14 protein-coding genes are annotated in these 19,308 nt (G+C 33.9%); 9 read left to right on the top strand and 5 right to left on the bottom strand.

Annotated elements, in window-relative coordinates; translation table 11 throughout:
* Positions 1-30: 30 nt before the first annotated feature.
* The gene (locus tag V6624_RS12770; RefSeq protein ID WP_338838754.1) at positions 31-801 is read right to left on the bottom strand and encodes a hypothetical protein; all 771 of its coding nucleotides are present in this window, start codon (positions 799-801) and stop codon (positions 31-33) included.
* Positions 802-928: 127 nt separating this feature from the next.
* Between V6624_RS12770 and V6624_RS12765 the strand changes: the two genes are divergently transcribed.
* Both V6624_RS12765 and V6624_RS12760 read left to right on the top strand, forming a co-directional pair.
* Entirely contained in the window at positions 929-1,435 is a 507-nt protein-coding gene (locus V6624_RS12765; protein ID WP_338838753.1) for a GNAT family N-acetyltransferase, read from the top strand.
* 183 nt (positions 1,436-1,618) lie between these two features.
* Positions 1,619-2,167, top strand: coding sequence for a HutD family protein (locus V6624_RS12760; protein ID WP_338838752.1), 549 nt, complete (start codon positions 1,619-1,621; stop codon positions 2,165-2,167).
* 276 nt (positions 2,168-2,443) lie between these two features.
* Here V6624_RS12760 and V6624_RS12755 read toward each other — a convergent pair whose 3' ends face one another.
* A complete protein-coding gene (locus V6624_RS12755; protein ID WP_111283152.1) occupies positions 2,444-3,016 on the bottom strand; it encodes a Crp/Fnr family transcriptional regulator in 573 nt (190 codons plus the stop codon).
* A 236-nt stretch (positions 3,017-3,252) separates the two neighbouring features.
* Here V6624_RS12755 and V6624_RS12750 point away from each other — a divergent pair, with 236 nt between their 5' ends.
* Entirely contained in the window at positions 3,253-4,368 is a 1,116-nt protein-coding gene (locus tag V6624_RS12750; RefSeq protein ID WP_338838751.1) for a pectate lyase family protein, read from the top strand.
* Between the two features lie 335 nt (positions 4,369-4,703).
* Here V6624_RS12750 and V6624_RS12745 read toward each other — a convergent pair whose 3' ends face one another.
* The 3 genes from V6624_RS12745 to V6624_RS12735 all read right to left on the bottom strand — a co-directional run bounded on the left by V6624_RS12745 (position 4,704) and on the right by V6624_RS12735 (position 7,044).
* Entirely contained in the window at positions 4,704-5,087 is a 384-nt protein-coding gene (locus tag V6624_RS12745) for a DUF3037 domain-containing protein (RefSeq protein WP_111283149.1), read from the bottom strand.
* Positions 5,077-5,856 carry a HipA family kinase gene (locus V6624_RS12740; RefSeq protein ID WP_111283147.1) on the bottom strand — a complete coding sequence of 260 codons (780 nt, stop codon included), beginning with the start codon at positions 5,854-5,856 and terminating at the stop codon, positions 5,077-5,079. The genes V6624_RS12745 and V6624_RS12740 overlap by 11 nt, the downstream gene beginning before the upstream one ends.
* A gap of 339 nt (positions 5,857-6,195) precedes the next feature.
* Positions 6,196-7,044: an NAD(P)H-hydrate dehydratase gene (locus tag V6624_RS12735; protein ID WP_338838750.1), complete on the bottom strand. Its 849-nt coding sequence runs from the start codon at positions 7,042-7,044 to the stop codon at positions 6,196-6,198.
* A 257-nt stretch (positions 7,045-7,301) separates the two neighbouring features.
* Here V6624_RS12735 and gcvT point away from each other — a divergent pair, with 257 nt between their 5' ends.
* From gcvT to V6624_RS12705, 6 genes are all read left to right on the top strand, one after another.
* A complete protein-coding gene (gene gcvT / locus V6624_RS12730; RefSeq protein WP_111283144.1) occupies positions 7,302-8,384 on the top strand; it encodes a glycine cleavage system aminomethyltransferase GcvT in 1,083 nt (360 codons plus the stop codon).
* Positions 8,385-8,584: 200 nt separating this feature from the next.
* A complete protein-coding gene (locus V6624_RS12725; protein ID WP_111283142.1) occupies positions 8,585-10,618 on the top strand; it encodes a S41 family peptidase in 2,034 nt (677 codons plus the stop codon).
* A gap of 346 nt (positions 10,619-10,964) precedes the next feature.
* Positions 10,965-11,678: a YebC/PmpR family DNA-binding transcriptional regulator gene (locus V6624_RS12720; protein WP_026729302.1), complete on the top strand. Its 714-nt coding sequence runs from the start codon at positions 10,965-10,967 to the stop codon at positions 11,676-11,678.
* A 159-nt stretch (positions 11,679-11,837) separates the two neighbouring features.
* Positions 11,838-12,041 (top strand): hypothetical protein, encoded by a 204-nt coding sequence (locus V6624_RS12715; RefSeq protein ID WP_111282947.1) that lies wholly within the window; start codon positions 11,838-11,840, stop codon positions 12,039-12,041.
* Positions 12,042-12,323: 282 nt separating this feature from the next.
* On the top strand, positions 12,324-17,213 hold the full coding sequence (locus V6624_RS12710; RefSeq protein ID WP_338838745.1) for a hypothetical protein: 4,890 nt from the start codon (positions 12,324-12,326) through the stop codon (positions 17,211-17,213).
* A gap of 2 nt (positions 17,214-17,215) precedes the next feature.
* The gene (locus tag V6624_RS12705) at positions 17,216-19,294 is read left to right on the top strand and encodes a hypothetical protein (RefSeq protein ID WP_338838743.1); all 2,079 of its coding nucleotides are present in this window, start codon (positions 17,216-17,218) and stop codon (positions 19,292-19,294) included.
* The last annotated feature ends 14 nt before the right edge of the window (positions 19,295-19,308 follow it).

Below are 19,308 nucleotides of genomic sequence, written 5' to 3'. Positions count from 1 at the left end.
TTTACTCCTACAGCTAAAGCTGCAGTCAATTCATTTTTTAGTTCCCAACAAATACAAAATCTTTGCAGGTCCAGATTTTACTTTTCCAACTTCCCAATTAAAACTGTCTTTGTTATCTAATTTAGAAATCAATTCGTTCATTTCTTCAACAGAATAGGTTCTTAAAGACGAAACTACGCCATCCCATAAAACCAAAATGGGTACAATTGGAATTAGATACGTGAATATAATTCTGCCAACTTTAAAAGGTCTGATAAAAGGCGTTGTCAGTAAAACGGAAATCGGCGACAATATCATCGCTACAATACTTGAAACGCTTCTCTCCTGCCCTTCAAAAATCGCAATCGAACTATTGCTATCAATCGCATTTTTCAGAATCTGCTGTGCATCTTTGGGTTTGAAATGATGAAAAGACAAAAATTGTGTTCGAAGTCCTTTTAAGTTTTCAGGAACATTTTTAGCATCAATAGAAGTTTTTACAAAATCGAAATTGTCGGCTTGTTTTTGAGTATGTTCGAATGTGGGAATATTAGGAAAATAATCGGTCAATAGAATTTTTAAATCGGGATTATTTTTTCGCAATTCGTTGTTGAGCCAAATCAGTCCGCCACCGCCACCTGATGCGAGATCAATAATTTGATTGGTTTGGGTTTCTTTTAAAGCTTTTTCAATTACAGGAACAATTCCTTTATACATAGCTGTTTTATTCGAAAGAAACTGTAAAAAATCAGTCATATAATTTCTAATAAACTCTGGAAGCCATTGTTGATCTTCAAATTCAAACAAGTGTATTCTGCTCATACTTATTGATTTTGTGTTCTATACAAATTTCAATATTTTTATTTAAATATTTACTTACATAAATCAAAAAACTTCTTTTCATTTCACATCAAATTGTAATTTTACATTTCACATTTCACAACAATATATGATTACAAAAGCAACAATCGAAGATATTCCAGCATTAACCATCTTAATTAACTCCGCTTACAGAGGCGAAACTTCCAAAAAAGGCTGGACAACCGAAGCGCATTTACTAGAAGGAAAAAGAACCGACGAACCCGAAATGACCGAAATCTTTCTGGATCCAAAAAATACAATTCTGAAATTTACAGAGAATGACAAAATAATTGGTTCGGTTTTATTGGTTGAAAAAGGACATCAATTGTATTTAGGAATGCTAACCGTTTCGCCAGAACTTCAAAACAGCGGAATCGGAAAAAAGCTTTTGGCTGAAGCCGAAAATCATGCAAAATCTTTGGGATTAACGAGTATTATTATGACGGTAATTTCAGTTCGTGAAGAGCTTGTAGCGTGGTACAAACGTCATGGTTATGTAGATACAGGAAAACGTGAGGCTTTCCCTGAAAGTGAAATTCATGTTACAGTTTCTGAAGAGCCTTTGGAATTTATATATTTAGAGAAAAGTATTTAAGTTTTTCTTTTGCCACGAAGGCTCGAAGACACGAAGTTTTTTTAATCTCGCAATCCCTATAGCTATCGGGAGTAAAGTCGCAAAGTTTTTTCTTTGTCGAGCTACTTGTGATCCTTCTCCCGAAGCCTCGGGATCGCTCAGGAGGACAAAAAATGAGAATAAAATCATTAAAATATTCAATAAATGAACATACAGCTTCTCTCTAAAAAAAATACTAACCCCTCTATTTGGAGTGGCGGATTGACGTATGAATATATGATCTATCCAAAAACCGCAATTTATGCCGATAGAGATTTTGTGTTTAGAATAAGTAGTGCTACAATAGAGCAAACACCTTCAGAATTTACCAAATTTAAAGGCTATTACAGATACTTGGTTATGCTTGATAACAGTTTACAGATTGAGGTAAACAAAGAAAAAAAGGTATATGAGAAGTATGAAATCATGGAATTTCATTCGGATGATGATGTAACTTCTTTCACAAAAGGCATTGATTTTAATTGGATGGTTTCTGAAAAAATATCCCATCATAAACTGGAAATAGTAAATCGTAATCAGAATTGTAATGCTGACGTAGTAATTTTATTTTCTTTACATGCAACGGTTATTACAATTAATGAAAAGCAACACCATTTAGAACCTTATGATTTATTGGTTATTGAAAATCCAAAAAAGGAAAATGTAATACTTCATTTTTCTACTGAATGTCTGTTTGGGATATTGGATTTTTAATTCTTTGTTTTAAGTCGTTTTGCCGCGAAGACACAAAGGCACGAAGATTTTTTAATCTCGCAAAGTCGCAGAGATTTTTCACGCAGATTTAAAAAAATTTAAGCAGATTTAAAATAGATCATTTATTAAATTAAATCTGCCTTAATCTACAAAATCTGCGTGAAACAAAAATCATTTTAATCTCTTTAATCTGTGGCAAATACCTAGACGCACCGCAGTGCGCCTCTACAGAAAAACCTTTGTCACTTTGTCACTCTGTACCTTTGAATCTCTAAATCAAGAAACCGTTCTTTTTATCTTCGAAAGAAACTCGTGCGAAACGCCCAAATACGACGAAAGATTCTTATTATTTATCGAACTCACCTTTTGCGGATAACGCTCTTTAAAATCCAAATAACGCTGTTTTGAGGTTTTATTGAGAACATCTAAAAGTCGCTGTTGAATCGCAACGTTGGCACGTTCGATCATGAGAACATGAAACTTAATAAGTTTCGGAATTACGGCAAATAAATAAGCTTTTTGCATTTTATTGATTACTACTATTTCACTGTCTTCGATAGCTTTAATGTTGTATGTGGTTGGTTTTTGGTGATAAAAACTTTCCAGATCACACATCCATTCGTTTTCGAATGAGAAGAAAATGACAGTTTCAGTTCCGTTTTCGTTTAAAATGTAGGTTTTGAACGATCCTTTTAAAATAAACCCTTCATAACTGTTGTTCGAATTTTGAATTTGTAGGAATTGATTCTTTTTAAGTTTAATGAGTTCTGCTTTTGAGACAATAATGTCCCATTCTTCATCAGTGAGCGGAATCTTTCGCTCAATGTTTTTTCTTAGTAGGTTGTACATTCTTGTGGTTTTTGTTTAAGGAATAAGTTTGTTTATCCATTCATCATTAATTAGGGGCTTAATCAATGTAATCGATTACGTAAAAATACGCTATTTGTGCATTTTTGTAAATTAACAAGTGTTAAAAAAAGACATTTCGTAGAATTTTTTCCGAAAGTTTGAACTTGTTCAACTTTTTTCCTACAGATAATTCTGAGTTTTGCGCTGTTAAACTTTTATAAATAACCAAACTTATTATGAACTTAAAATCAAAACTTTCAATGTTCGCAGCAACATTGCTTTTCGGATTTACAGCATGTAATTCTGAAGAAATTGCTTCAAACACAGAAGCAGGTGTCCAAACAAACGAAACAACAGTTGAAACTCCTGCAACTAACCCGACTGCTAAAATCGGAAACTGCGCTGAGGTTCCAGGTTGGGCTTCGCAAAACGGCGGAACAACCGGCGGTGGCTCTGCCGCTGAGACAACAGTTACAACTTATGCGCAACTGAAATCGGCTATTGAGAACACTTCTGTAAAAGTGATTAAAGTCTCTGGAACCATCACGGTTACTACAAGATTGTCATTTCAGGATCAAACCGGAAAAACGATTTACGGAGCAAGCGGCGCAAAACTGGTTTCAACAAATCAGACAAAAGATGCTTCTGGAATTATTAACATCAAAAGATGTAAAAACATTATCATCAGAAACTTGATTTTTGAAGGCCCTGGAGCTTATGATACTGATGGATGGGATAATGCCATTCTAGATGAATGTACAAATGTTTGGGTGGATCACTGCGAATTTAGAGATGGTGTGGACGGAAATTTCGACATCAAAAACAAATCTGATTATATTTCAGTTACCTATTCTAAATTCCACTATTTAAAACCTCCAAAAGCAGGTGGTTCTGGAGGATCAGATGATCATAGATATTCAAATTTAATTGGTTCAAGCGATGGTGCAACTGCTGACCGTGGCAAATTAAGAATCACTTTTGCAAGATGCTGGTGGGCTCCAGGCTGTAAAGAAAGAATGCCAAGAGTTCGTTTTGGACAAGTGCATATTGTAAACAGTTTCTTTAACAGTACAGTAAGCAACAAATGTATTGCAGCAGGATTTGAAGCAAATATTCGCGTAGAAAGCAACGTTTTTGAAGGTGTGAAAAATCCAATCGATTTAATGACTGGTTATACTGCAGTTACTGCTACAGATAATGTTTTTACAAGTGTAACGGGAACTCAAGTAGGAAGCGGAACTGCTTTTACTCCGCCTTATTCTATTGTAAAATTGGCTAAAACTGCTGTTAAAGCTGATATTTCTGCAAATGCAGGACCTACTTTAGGCGGAAATGTTTGCGGATCTTTTTAATTGAATTAGTATAAAAAGTAAGTTAGTTTTTAGTTAGAACCACGGATTGCAGCGATGCAGTTCGTGGTTTTTTATTTATTTGCCACGAAGACACAAAGACGCTAAGTTTTTTTTAATCTCGCAAAGTCGCAGAGTCGCAAAGTTTTTTTTCTCTTTACCATATAAGTTATATAAGATAATCTAAGCTATACCTAAAATGAATTTATATTACCTACATGGTTAAATTACTTTGCGACTTCACGCCTTTACGAGATTTTTTTACGCAATGTCAAACGCACTGTCCGTCTCTACAGAAAACCTTAGAACCTTAACATCTTAGAACCTCAGTACCTTTTTTAAAGCACTAACTCCTCAAACAAACGTTGAATCGTTTTTTCCAAATCCTGACACAAACCTGGATGCGGTCTTGAGGTTTGAATTGCCGAACTTCTTATAGCTGTTAACCATCGAAAACGTTCCGGAATCTCAAATTCGGCGATTGGACCACCGTCTTTGGCTCCTTTGGCGATTTTTTCTAATGAAGTTAAATTACATTCTAATTGCTCGATGTCGAAATCGGCAGAAAGGGCTTGTATTTTTTCTTTATTTAAATGAAAAAGAACCTTTATAAATTTGGCTTTTTTGCAAAACAAAATGATTCCGATATTCAGGAATTCTTCGCGCTCTACCCTTGGCACCACGCGAATCACAGCATATTCGTATAAGTGATTATCTTGCATTTTGAGCCTGATTTACAAATATTTCTGAATTCTCTAATCTTGTTTTTAAAAACTGCAAATAAACGTTTCGCAATCCTTCTGGAGTTTCGTCTGCGTCTTCCCATTGCAGCCAATCTAATGGAATTGTATTGACAATTTCTTCTAAAATTTCTGGCGTTAAAATCGCTTTAAATTCGGCATCGACTTCTTTTAAAAGTGAAGCTTGTGGCAATAAAACATGATCTTTTATCAACGCAAACGGACTTTTGGCGTGCTGTTCCCAATTGTTCCAAGAATGATGGAAATACAAACAAGCGCCGTGATCGATCAGCCATAATTCTTTATGCCAAATCAGCATATTGGTGTTTTTGAAAGTTCGGTCAACATTGGTAATATATGCATCTAGCCAAACAATCTGAGAAGCTAATTTTGCATCTACAGTTGTTACAACAGGATCGAAAGTTATGGCGCCAGATAAAAAGTGAAGCGCCAAGTTTAATCCCTGACTTCCTTGCAATAAATCTTGAATTTCTTCGTCGCCTTCGGTTCTTCCGAAAGCTTCGTCAAGGTTTGCGAATACTAATTCTGGCAATTGTAATTTTAATGCTTTTGCTATTTGTCCGCCTACTAATTCGGCGATTAGGGCTTTTACGCCGTGTCCGGCACCTCTAAATTTTAATACGTATTTAAAATCGTCATCGGCTTCTGCCAAAGCGGGTAAAGAACCGCCTTCGCGCAGTGGCGCTATATATCGCATGACGTTTACTGTTCTTAAGTCGAAATTTTTCATATTACAAACTTAATGATTTTTGATTTTAGATTGTAGAGAGTATATTTTAGATTTTTTTTCTAACTGAGAAGTTTTTTTGTAGCGCAAAGTTCACGGAGGTTTTACGCAAAGAGCGCTGAGTTTTTTTGAGTTTGCTTTGCTTTTTTTAAGGTCACAAAGTTTTATTGCAGAATAAAACATTTGACTTGTCATCCTGAGGAACGAAGGATCACACTAGGAGCTCGACAAAGATTGGCGAATTACTTTGTGGTTACTGTGTGGAGTTTCTTTTGTGACCCTTCGTTCCTCAGGGTGACAAAACGTAAAACTAATTATCTAATTGACACATTCTCTAATTCTCTAATTCTCTAATTCTAAAAAAGCTTTTCCAAGATACTTAATAATAGTAGAAGCTGTAAAAGACTCATAGCCTGTTTTAGGCAAAGCTAAATCTGCTGTTAAGCCGTGGAGGTAGACTCCTATTTTTGAGGCGTATTTGGGTTCGTAACCTTGTGCTAAAAGACTTGTGAGGATTCCAGTTAAGGTATCTCCGCTTCCTGCGGTTGCGAGTGCGGCGTTTCCAGTTGTGTTTTCGTAGACCGAAGTTCTATTTATAATGAATGTCGGAGCGCCCTTCATGACAATAATAACTTTGTATTTTTCTGAAAAAGCGATTGTTTTTTGAAATTTTTCGGCTTCTGAATTCCATTTTCCAATCAAGCGTTCTAATTCTTTTGGATGTGGTGTTAGAATCGTGTCTTCGGGAACTAATTCCAGCCAGGATAAATTTTCAGAAATGATGTTTAAGGCATCGGCATCTAGAACTAAAGGCGCTTTGTTGACTCTTAAAAATTCAAATAAGGCTTTTTGTGTTCCAAGTTCCTTCCCTATTCCGGGTCCAATTCCAACTGCTTGCGGGATTAATGGCAAATGAATATTGGTAATGAAATTTGTGTTTTCATCGGTTACAGTCATTACTTCTGGAATGGAGATTTGAAGGATTTGATAACCGCATTTTGGTATAAAAGTTGTTACGAGCCCGCAGCCTGATTTGAGACAAGATTTTGAAGCCAAAACTGCTGCTCCTATTTTGCCATAACTTCCGGCTATAATCACCGCATGACCTTGTGTTCCTTTGTGTGCTTTGGAATCTATTGGTTTGTATAATTTCAGAATCTCTTCTTTTGTAATTAAATGCGATGATTTCATTCGAATGCTTTTATATAATAAAATTACGTAAAAAATTGAGAAGATGATTTTTCTTTTTGAAACTGTCAGCCCTAGCCCTGATAGAAGCGGCATCTCCCGATTTAGAAAAACAAGGCTCTTTAGCCGTAGTTTTTGTTTATCGGGAATATAGCGGATAGCAGGAAATAGCTCCTGATTATTGCGAAATTTATAATTTAAGGCATTCTAATTCGATATTTTTTGAATAGATTTGCAGAACAATTTTATATAACAACACAATGAAAAATACTGCGCTTACGCACATACATGAGGGTTTGGGAGCGAAAATGCTGCCTTTTGCAGGTTATAACATGCCTATTACATACGAAGGAGTTAATGCTGAACATGAAACAGTTCGTAATGGTGTGGGTGTTTTTGACGTTTCGCATATGGGTGAATTTTTGTTGACAGGTCCAAATGCTTTGGCTTTAATTCAGAAAGTGACTTCAAATGATGCATCGACTTTGACAATTGGAAGAGCGCAATATTCTTGTCTACCAAATAATGAAGGCGGAATTGTTGACGATTTGATTATTTATAAAATGAAAGAGGAAGAGTATTTGCTAGTTGTAAATGCTTCTAATATTGAAAAAGACTGGAACTGGATTACTTCTCACAATGATTTGGGAGTTGATATGAAGAATCTTTCTGATGAATATTCTTTATTGGCAATTCAAGGTCCAAAAGCGGTTGAAGCTATGCAGTCTTTAACTTCTGTTGATTTGTCTGCGATTACATATTACCATTTTGAAGTGGGTGATTTTGCAGGTTTTAGTGATGTAATTATTTCTGCAACTGGGTATACTGGTTCTGGAGGTTTTGAAATTTATTGCAAAAATGCTGATGCTGAAGCAATTTGGAACAAGGTTTTTGAAGCTGGAGCTGCTTTCGGAATTCAACCGATTGGTCTTGCTGCACGCGATACTTTACGTTTAGAAATGGGATTCTGCCTTTACGGAAACGATATTAATGATACTACTTCTCCTCTTGAAGCTGGTTTAGGATGGATTACTAAATTCACTAAGGATTTTACAAATTCTGAAGCACTTAAAAAGCAAAAAGAAGCTGGTGTTACAAGAAAATTAGTTGCTTTTGAAATGCAAGAGCGCGCAGTGCCAAGACACGATTATGAAATTGTTGACGGCTCTGGAACGGTAATTGGAATTGTAACTTCTGGAACTATGTCTCCTTCTATGAATAAAGGAATTGGTTTAGGATATGTTACTGTTGCAAACAGTGCTGTTGACAGTGATATTTTTATTAGAATTAGAAAAAATGATGTTCCTGCTAAAGTGGTAAAATTACCTTTTTACAAGAAATAATTTAAACCTATAATTTGAAGAATGCATTACGTTTGTAATGCATTTTTTTTTGTCTCAAAATGAAAAAAATCGGGTTAATTCTTTTCTTAATCTGTTCGTTTAACGGTTAAAAACTTTTTGTCGTCGATATTTCAATAAAAATACTACAATTTGTAAAAAAATTAGTGTAACTTTAATCATGAACCCACGAATTTCCATTTATGAAAAAGATTTCACTACTCCTTTTTTTGCTGACATCAACTGTCTTTTTTGGTCAGAACAGCGCAGAAACTTGTGAAATATTAAACAAAATAAATGCGCTTATTCAAAAAGAGCATCTTAGACCTAAACCTGTTGATGACAGCTTATCTGTGTTCGTTTTTGACAATCTCATTAACGATCTGGATCCTTCGCGCAATATCTTTTTTAAGAGCGAATACGATGAATTGGCTCAAAAATACCGTTACAATCTTGATGATTTAATTTTAAAGAATGACTGCAGTTTTCTTAGTGAAATTAAAGCGAAATATGTCGATGGCCTTATACGAACTAAAAAAGTTTTAGAAAAAATTCAGACTCTGCCTATTGATTACAATAAAAAAGATACGATTCGTTTTTATAAAAAGTCTTTTGCCTTTTATCTTAAAAAAGAAGACATCGAAAAGGTTTGGGTAAAAAAACTGCGTTATCAAATTTTAGACGATATTGCTGAAACAAGTGAAGATTTAGATTCCATAAAAGCTAATTTTAAGACCATTGAACAAGCTTCAAAAAATAGAATTGTCTCAAATGAAATTTGCCGTTTTACGACTTTATTAGAAAGCAATGCTAAACAGGAAGAAAAGTTATACAATTTCTTTTGTACTTATTTTGATCCTCATACGGCTTATTTTAGTGATGATTCTAAAACTAGTTTTGTGGCTTCGTTATCAAAAGAACATTTATCGCTTGGAATGACGGTTAATTTGAATGAGAAAAACGAAATTATCATTGATGAAGTAGATCCAAATGGTCCTGCATATCAAACTGGACAAATAAAAAAAGGCGATCAGATTATTTCGATTTCAAATCAAAAAGAAACCCTTCAAGTTTCTTGTGCTTCGCTAGAGTCTATTTCTACCATGATTTTATCTGAAAACAACAAACATATTACACTTACTTTAAAACGTAATTCGGGTAAAAGTTTTGATGTTTACATCGAAAAGCAAATGATGAAAGATGAAGATAATTCTGTTTTCAGTTTCATTATTGGCAAGGACAATAAAATTGGCTACATAAAAATTCCAAGTTTCTATGCAGATTTAGATGGAAACAGCAGAAAAGGCTGTGCTGATGATGTCGCACGCGAAGTTATAAAACTCCAAAGAGATAATATTAAAGGTCTTGTAATTGATCTTATTGACAACGGCGGCGGTTCTATGGAAGAAGCTATAAAACTTGCCGGAATGTTTGTAGATTACGGTCCGCTTTCTATTGTAATTGATAATAAAAAAGAGAAATCGGTTATAAATGACCCTTTTAGAGGTGTTATTTATAGAGGTCCAATTGTCGTTTTGGTTAACAGCAATACGGCTTCGGCAAGCGAATTCTTTTCTTCTATAATGCAGGATTATAATCGTGCTTTATTGTTAGGAAGCAATACACTTGGGAAAGCGACAATGCAGACTATTCTTCCGCTTGACGAAGAGAAAAATACGGATTTCTTAAAAATTACGATTAATAAATTTTATAGAATTACAGGAAAAAGCCATCAGTATTTTGGTGTAAAACCAGATGTTGTCCTTCCTGAATTTTATGAGGATATTTATCAGAAAGAAAGTGATTTTCCGACTGCTATTAAAAACGATAGTATAGAGCCTTTCTTAAAATATAAAACGTATGTAAAGCGAAATTTGATTGATAAAATTGCCAAAAACAGTTCAGATAGACTTGCAGATAATTACTTTTTTAACAATATCAAAAAGATCAACCTTAAAATAGATCAGATTGTAAATACTCCAAAGTCTGAAATTCCGATGACATTAGATGCGGTTTTCAAACAGAAAAAAACGCTTAATGCTCTTTGGACAGAGATTAATACTTTTAATGACGAGAATAATCCACTGGATGTTTATAATTCGAGTATTAATCAGTTTTTACTTGGCGCTTCAAATGAAAAAGCGATTAACCAATATCAAATGGATAATCTCAAAACCAATCCATACCTGAACGAAGCCGTAAATATTATAAACGAGTTTAATGGGATGAGTAAATAAGGGATTTGTTTCAGGTTTCAGGTTTCAGGTTTCAGGTTTCAGGTTTAACTGTATGAGAAGTTTTTTTACCGCAAAGTGCGCAAAGGTTTACGCAAAGAAATTTTTAAGTTAATTTACAAAATAAACGAGCTCGCAAAGCTTTATCCATTTAGCTTTGCGAGCTTTGTGTTTATAAGCGTAATCTTAAATAAAAAAACTTTGCGAACTTTGCGGTTAAATTCAACACAAACCAAGTAACTTGAAACCTGAAACTTTAAACCTTAAAACTGAAACAAAAAAGAACAATTTTGTTTTTGGAAAAATAAGGAATAACCGTATTTTTGCATCACAAAACTAAAAATTAGAAATGGGAAGAGCATTCGAATTTAGAAAAGGAAGAAAAATGAAACGTTGGTCTGCAATGGCCAAAACATTTACCAGAATTGGTAAAGATATCGTAATGGCTGTTAAAGAAGGTGGTCCTAACCCAGATGCCAATTCTAGATTAAGAGCTGTTATACAAAACGCGAAAGCTGCTAACATGCCTAAGGACAATGTGGAGCGCGCGATTAAAAATGCTAGTAATAAAGATACTGCTAACTATAAAGAGATTTTGTTTGAAGGATACGCTCCTCACGGAATCGCTATCTTGATCGAAACTGCTTCTGACAACAATAACAGGACTGTAGCAAACATTCGTAGTTATTTTAACAAATGTAACGGAACAATGGGAACTCAAGGTTCTGTTGAGTTTATGTTTGATCACACTTGTAATTTCAGAATTGCAAATAATGGTCTTGATGCTGAAGAATTAGAATTAGAACTTATTGATTTTGGTGCTGAGGAAGTTTTTGAAGATGAAGACGGAATCTTAATCTATGCTCCTTTTGGAAGTTTTGGTGCTTTACAGAAAGAATTAGAAAACAGAGGTCTTGAAATTTTATCTTCTGGTTTTGAGCGCATCCCGCAAATCACAAAAGAATTAACCGAAGCTCAAATCGCTGACGTTGAAAAATTAATCGAGAAAATCGAAGAAGATGATGACGTTATGAACGTTTATCATACAATGAAAGAGGAATAGTCTTTCTGTAAAAACATATTTTAAAAAAGCTCTGGATTTTTTCTAGGGCTTTTTTTTATTGATACTAATTTATTTGAAATCATTTTAAACTAAGGTGAAATATAGCTAAAGATAACATTTCGATTATATTTGCAACACCTCAAATAAAAATAAAAAAAAATGCAGACATCAAAATTTACCAAAATCGCAGTAATTGTGCTAGTACTTGTGTTCCTAGTATTAAGTGTAATCAGTTGTAGTACACACACGCATACACACACTCACACAACTTCAGGTAAAAAAATACCACCAGGACAAGCCAAAAAAATGAATGGAGACAAAAGTGCTAAAGCTTATGCTCCAGGACAGCAAAAAAAGAGATAAATAATTTATAAGCCTTCTGAGTTTCAGAAGGCTTTTTTTATACTATTAGTTTATTTTTTCTTCAGAATGTGGAAAACCGTAAGGATTTATATAACTAAATATATACTTTTGGGAAAATTTTAATAGTCTATTACGTTTTAAACCAAATCAGATTCTATGGAAATAACTTTACATTCTTAAATATTGCTACTCTAAAGATTAGAATTCCCAAAATTTTAACTTTTTTAGCAATTCTTCTTTAATAGCCCCAATCTCAAAATACATAACCAAACCTACTATAAATTGAAAAAAATTACTTCAAAGTTTCCTTCTTTTGTATTAAGTGTCGTTTTATTTCTTGTAAGTTTTAATAGTTTTTCTAATACTTATATAGATACATTAAGTAATCCTAAAAAACTTGTACCTTCAAAAAACATTATTTTAAATAATGTTGCCAATTCTTCAAACTCTTTTAACTATCATCAAAATTCTGAAAGTGAATTTACAAATGGTTATTTAAAAAAGAATTTCCCTATAGCACAGGAAACCAATGAGGATTTAAAACTGGCAAAAGCTACTTTTGAAGAAATAGAAAAAAGCAGCAATGTTACTGATTTTCTTGAGCCTCAAAAATTATCTATGCTTCCCCTTGGAATCAAAAAGACAATTGGAGGAGTTCAATATATGCTTGGGATTAGCAGTGCTAAGTTTACACCAAAATATACTGAATTAACTGCTTTTGTTAGAATTATCATTCCTCAAGCTGATTCTACCGGTAGAAGAAAAGAATTGTTCTTTGGAGCAAACAATATTAAATTATCTCATAAAGGAGGATTAACAGGCGATACTAATTTAGTTTTACTTGGTGATGTTCCTATTCCTATTTTAGGGAGTAAAGCTATTTTGATTTTGAAAGGTGGTATGAATATGACCACTGGAAAAATTGACAATAAAACCTATGTAACTATTGATTGTAACGGTTTTAAAGAGCTTGGTATTACAGCAGATGTACAGTTTTCACAAAAAATAATTGTTCCTGTAGATGCCGATAATAAAATCATTAAAGACAAACCCGTAATTGGGACTTTTAATACGAAGGCAACGAATTGGAATGATATTTTGATTGAAATGTCACTTCCAAAATTTCAAATTACAAATTTTTCTGGTCTTTGCTTTCAGGTAAAAGATGCTAAGATAGATTTAAGTGACCTTAGAAATTCCGATAAAATAGTCTGGCCAACCAATTATCAAAAAGACTATCTAGTTCCAGGAAACGAATCTTTATGGAGAGGTTTTTATGCTAAAACCGTAGAGATCACATTACCCGAGGAATTCAAAATAAAATCAGGACAGAAAAGGGTTGCTTTTTCTGCCACTGATTTACTTATTGACGGAATGGGTGTTTCCGGAACATTTGCGGCTAATAACATTTTAGATATTAATGCTGGAAGTGCTGGCGGATGGTCATTTTCTGTAAAAAGCATCAATTTAGGATTTAAAGCCAATACTTTGGTTGCAGGTGGATTTGGAGGATCTTTTGTACTTCCGATAACGAATACTGGAGCAAAATGTAAAGATGGTGCTGTAGTTGAACTTGCGTATAATGCAATCATAAACCCAATTGATAATTCCTATCTTTTAAAAGCAGAAATAGCCAAAAACTTGTGTTTTTCAGCTTTTAAGGCAACTGCAAATATTGAAAAGGGTTCTTACATTGAATTAAAAGTAAAGGAAGGCAAGTTTTTACCTAAAGCATTATTAAATGGTAACCTGACCATTAAAACTGCTATTTTAGAAAAAAGTGAAGCAAAAGACGGAACTGAAACTAAAAAAGTCCTAAATGAAACCTTTGATCCTGAAGACATAAAAAGTGGTATTAAGTATCGCACAGAAACCACTAATGCAAAGGGTGAAATTGAAAAAGGAGCAATAGATAAGGATGGTAACCAAATAGAGCTAGATCCAACTACAGGAAAAGCAGTTACCACACCTGATGGAACTCCTAAGTTAGTAGACGGTGAAGTTCCTGAATCTAAAAAAATTATTCTTTTTGAAGGAATCATATTCCAGAACCTTCAGCTTCAAACTGTAACACCTATTCTTAAAACTGATTATTTTGGTTATAAAGATAATTACGATGATGAGCTAGGATCTTCAAAAGTTGCAAACTTTCCAATTACGATTCATGAAATAGCGCTTATTGCTGATGATAATTCAGCAAGATTACGACTTGATCTTTCTGTTAACATGATGAAAGATCAATTTAATGGCCGTACCAAATTTGATCTTATTGGGAAATTTAAAGAAAATGAGGGAATTCAGAAATGGAAATTCGACAGCGTTAAATTTGAAGAAATAAAAATAGCCGCCGATCTTGGAGGTGTAAAATTTAAAGGAAGTATTACCATCCTAGATGATGATCCTATTTATGGAAATGGTTTTAAAGGAATGCTTGGTGCCGATTTTACTGGTGGTATTTCTGTTGAAGCAAATGCAATATTTGGCTGTAAAGGATTTAGATATTGGTACGTTGATGCCATGGTTGACAATCTAAATATTCCTGCAGGTGCCATCACTTTTAAAGGTTTTGGCGGTGGTGCTTACTACAAAATGAGAAAGGACGGATTTAGCAGCAGCTTTGTCGCGTCGGGTTCAAATTATGTTCCAGATATAGATTCTGGTCTTGGTGTAAAAGCGATGATCAAATTTGCTGGAACAGCAACTGCAGATGCCTTTTGGGGTGGTGCAGGATTTGAAATTGCATTTAATACTCACGGTGGTATTAATAGAATCAGTCTTTATGGTGAAGGACACGTAATGCAAACATTCGAAATACCTGGAGCATCTGAATTAACAGAAGCTTTAAAAACCGTAACTGAAAATGAATCTTTAATGTCATCAGTTGCATTAGAAGCTTTAAAAACTTCAAATCTTTCTAAAGCAGCCGAGCAGCTATATCCTACAGATGTTAAAGCGCGAATGGGAATTAATGCTTTCGCAGCAATTGAATATGATTTTAGATCTAAAACTTTACACGGAACTTTTGATTTATATATCGACACTCCTGGAGGTTTCATCAAAGGTCGTGCTTCTGGCAATAGAGCTGGTTGGGCGGTACTGCATTTTGCACCAGATAAGTGGTACATTAGAATGGGTACACCAACAGATCGTTTAGGAATAAAACTAGCAATTGGTTCTTTTGAAGTAGAAGCTGGAGGTTACTTTATGATTGGAGACGATATTCCTGCCAGCCCTCCTCCACCAGACATTGTTGCTCAAATATTAGGTGTTAGTGTTGAATCTCTAGATTATATGAGAGATGAAAACAGTATTGGAAATGGTAAAGGTTTTGCTTTTGGATCTGATTTTAGTTTAAAAACTGGTGATTTAACCTTCTTGATATTTTATGCCAATTTCCAATGTGGATTTGGATTTGATATTATGGTTAAAGATTATGGCGAAGCACAATGTAAAGGTTCTGGACAAATTGGTCTTAATGGATGGTATGCTAACGGGCAATCCTATGCTTATCTGCAGGGAGAACTCGGAATCAACATCAAATTATTCATGATTAGAAAGAAAATATCTATCATAAAAGGTGGTGGAGCAGTTCTTTTACAGGCCAAACTGCCTAATCCCGTCTGGATTCGAGGTTATCTCGGAGGTTATTTTAACTTACTCGGCGGTGCCATTAAAGGAAGTTTTAGGTTTAAATTGGAATTTGGAAAACAATGTGAGTTTGTCAATGACGCACCATTAGGCGGATTAAAAACAATTGCTGACATTACGCCAGGTGAAGGCGCAAAAGATGTAAGCGTTTTTGCAGTACCTCAGGTAGGTTTTAATGTACCAGTAGATAAAAGTTTCACATTAGAAGAAGATTCAGGCGTTAAAACATATAGACTTAAATTGGAAGAATACACGATTAAAAAAGATGGTGTTGTGATTCCAGGAGAAATAACATGGAATCAAACTAAAGATTTATTAAGCTTTACTCCTTTTGATGTATTTCCTCCAAACTCAAATCTTATCAGTACGGTAAAAGTAAGTTTTCAGGAATTTACTAATGGAGCATGGAAAACGGTTTTAGACAAAGGTCAGGTTGCTACTGAAACTGAGGTTCGAAATTTCGCTACAGGACTTGCGCCAAACAATATTCCTGTAACCAATATTGCGTATTGTTATCCTGTAATTGATCAGAAATATGTTTACCAAAATGAATCTAAACAAGCATATGTAGTGCTAAAACAAGGACAGCCTTATTTGTTTGAATTAAAACAAGGACAGTCTCAAAAAGCATTCTACAAAACTGGAACAGCTTCAAGTACTGGGGCAATAACTTATAATAGTACTCTGAAAAAAGTAAGTATAGATTTACCAGCGTTACAAACATCTAAAACTTATAATATTTCTTTAATGACACTTGAAACAAAAAGTGATGCCAACAGCAATTTGAAAGAAAGTTATACGAACCAAGATTTGGGTGAAAATGCAAATGTTGAAATAAAAGACAGTAAACTGGCAGAAGTTGTAACTGGTGGTGACGGCGTAGAATTATTGCAATATAATTTCAATACAAGCCAATATAACAGCTTCTCAGAAAAAATGGCGGCAAAGAAACCGAAACAGACTTTGGTAGAAATTATCTACTCTGATGTTCATGCTTTACAGTCATTAAACAGTTCAACTGAACCATTTGATGAAATCGAAATTATTGGTAATGCAAAAACAATGTTTGTTCCATTGGTAAATGTAGAAGCGATTCTGGATGATAGCTATTATAAGAACGAGATTTTCCCATTGATTTATCAAGGATATCCTTTAGAAGCAGATCTTCAATTTGACAGAAATGCATCAACTCTTGGAGTTCCGCCAACAAAAGGTGTAGAAACATTGGCTTGGTATCAAGATTATTTAATTAATAATCCAACAAGTTTTATGCTTAAAGAATATTTGCCATACAGATATAATATGCCATACTACTATAAAACAGATTTTGTTAATCTAAGATATAAAGTGGTAAATAAGTACATAAACTCTCTTAATCAGCAAATGATTACGAAGTATGATTATATCATTAATGGGAAATTCCCATATATCAAACAAGGAAACTATAACATAAAACTGAATTACACTCTTCCTGGAGGACAATTAGGAAGCAGTTCTGTATTCACATTCAATAAATCAATTTAATAATGAAGTTCAAATTTTTCTTTATCCTTTCTTTAATTTTCACTTTTTCTGGAATTGCGCAAAACAATTCTAAAGAAAATAATGACATAGAAAAAAAGAACGAAATCCAAGTAATTGCAAGGGTTCAAAAAGATCGTATTTTACTGCGTTGGGCAGTAAACACTCCAATTGCTTGGAAAAAATTAAATACTTATGGTTATTTAATCGAAAGATTCACCGTTACAAGAGACAATAAAACACTGACAAAACCAGAACGTGTTGTTTTAGCTGAAGCGTTTAAACCAGAACCTGTAGAAACCTGGGAAAAATTAATTGATGGAAATGATAATGCAGCCATCATGGCACAAGCAATTTTTGGAGAAAGTTTTAGCGTAGCTGGAGGTGATAATTTAGAATCTATTGTAAACCTTTCTGAGGAAGCAGAACAGCGTTTTACATTTGCATTATATACTGCCGACAAAGATTTTGAAATTGCAAAAAAAGCAGGTTTAGGTTTTGAAGATAAAAATGTCAAACAAAATGAAAAATATGCCTATCGCATTTCCTCAAATGTTCCTGAAAAGGAATTAGGTATTGTTTATGGAGGTGTTTTCGTAAGTTTAAAAGAATATGAGCCTTTACCAAAACCTATGGATCTTACGGCTCATTTTACAGACAACAATACTATGTTAAGCTGGAATTTTAAAATTCTTGCACATGTTTATGGAAGTTATTATGTAGAAAGATCAACAGATAAGGTTAACAACTATAAAAGAATTACAGAAAAACCATATACTAGTTTAAGTCAGGAAAATTCAAACAACAATAGAATTTTTTATGTAGATTCTATTTCTAATAATACTTCTTATAGTTATCGTATTCAGGGTATTTCTCCTTTTGGTGAGTTAGGCCCTTATTCTGATGTCGTTTCTGGTAAAGGGAAATCTTTACTAAAATATGTACCTCATTTGACCGTAAAGGAGTTCAAAGATGATTCTACTGTTACTTTAACTTGGGAATTTCCTGAAGAAGGGAATCCAGAAATTTCTAGTTTCGAACTAAATCGTTCTGATTATGATGACGACAAATACGTTAAAGTTCTTAAAAATATTCCACCTAAAGATCGTTCGGTAACTTATAATAAACTTGCTGGCACAAATTATTTTACCATAACAGCAATTGGAAAAAACGGAAGCAGCAGAACCTCTTTCCCTATGCTTGTTCAGCCTGTAGATTCTATTCCGCCAGCAAAGCCTCTTGGTTTAAAAGCTACTATTGATAGTTTAGGAGTTGTAAAATTATCTTGGACACCAAATAAAGAAAAAGATCTTTTAGGATATCGTATATATAGAGGAAATATTGCTGGAGAAGAATTTAGTCAGTTGACTGTTAGTCCACACGAAAAAAATACTTATGAGGACAAAGTGGTTATTAAAAGTTTGAATGATAAGGTATATTACAAAATTATAGCTGTCGATTATCGCTATAATATGTCTCCATTTTCAGAAACTTTAATTGTTAAAAAACCAGACGTGATTCCTCCTACTTCTCCAATTTTTACTAAATATGAAATTGTAGATGGAGTAGTCAATTTAGAATGGATAAATAGCCAAAGCCAAGATGCAAAATCACATCAGCTTTATCGAAAAGAAAATGACCAAGCGCAATGGGAATTAATCTGGAATGGCACAGATAAAATTGAAACTTATCAGGATAAAAAGACAAAAGAAGGCAATACCTATAGATATGCAATTTTTGCGAAAGATGAAAGCGGATTAGTTTCTAATGCTTCACCAGAAGTTGCATTGTTTGTGCCAAATTATACTGTAAAACAAGCTGTAAAAGGATTTTTCGCGCAAGCCAATGTCAATACTAAAAGCATTGATTTGTCTTGGAATTATGATGAAAGCAATGTAGAAAGTTTTGAAATCTACAAAGCAACCAATGCAGAGCCATTACAGCTTATTCAAGTTGTAAAATCAGAAACGAGAAAATTATCAGATCCAACACTAACAATTAACACAACTTATAAATACGGAATACGAGCATTATTTAAAGATGGAAGAACGTCTAAAATGGATTTCTATACTGTCAAATTTTAATTTATAAATCTAGT

The sequence above is a fragment of the Flavobacterium ginsenosidimutans genome, assembly GCF_037478105.1.
GTDB lineage: Bacteria > Bacteroidota > Bacteroidia > Flavobacteriales > Flavobacteriaceae > Flavobacterium > Flavobacterium ginsenosidimutans.
The sequence above is the reverse complement of the archived record's forward strand: the minus strand, read 5'-3'. Positions and strand labels throughout refer to the sequence as shown.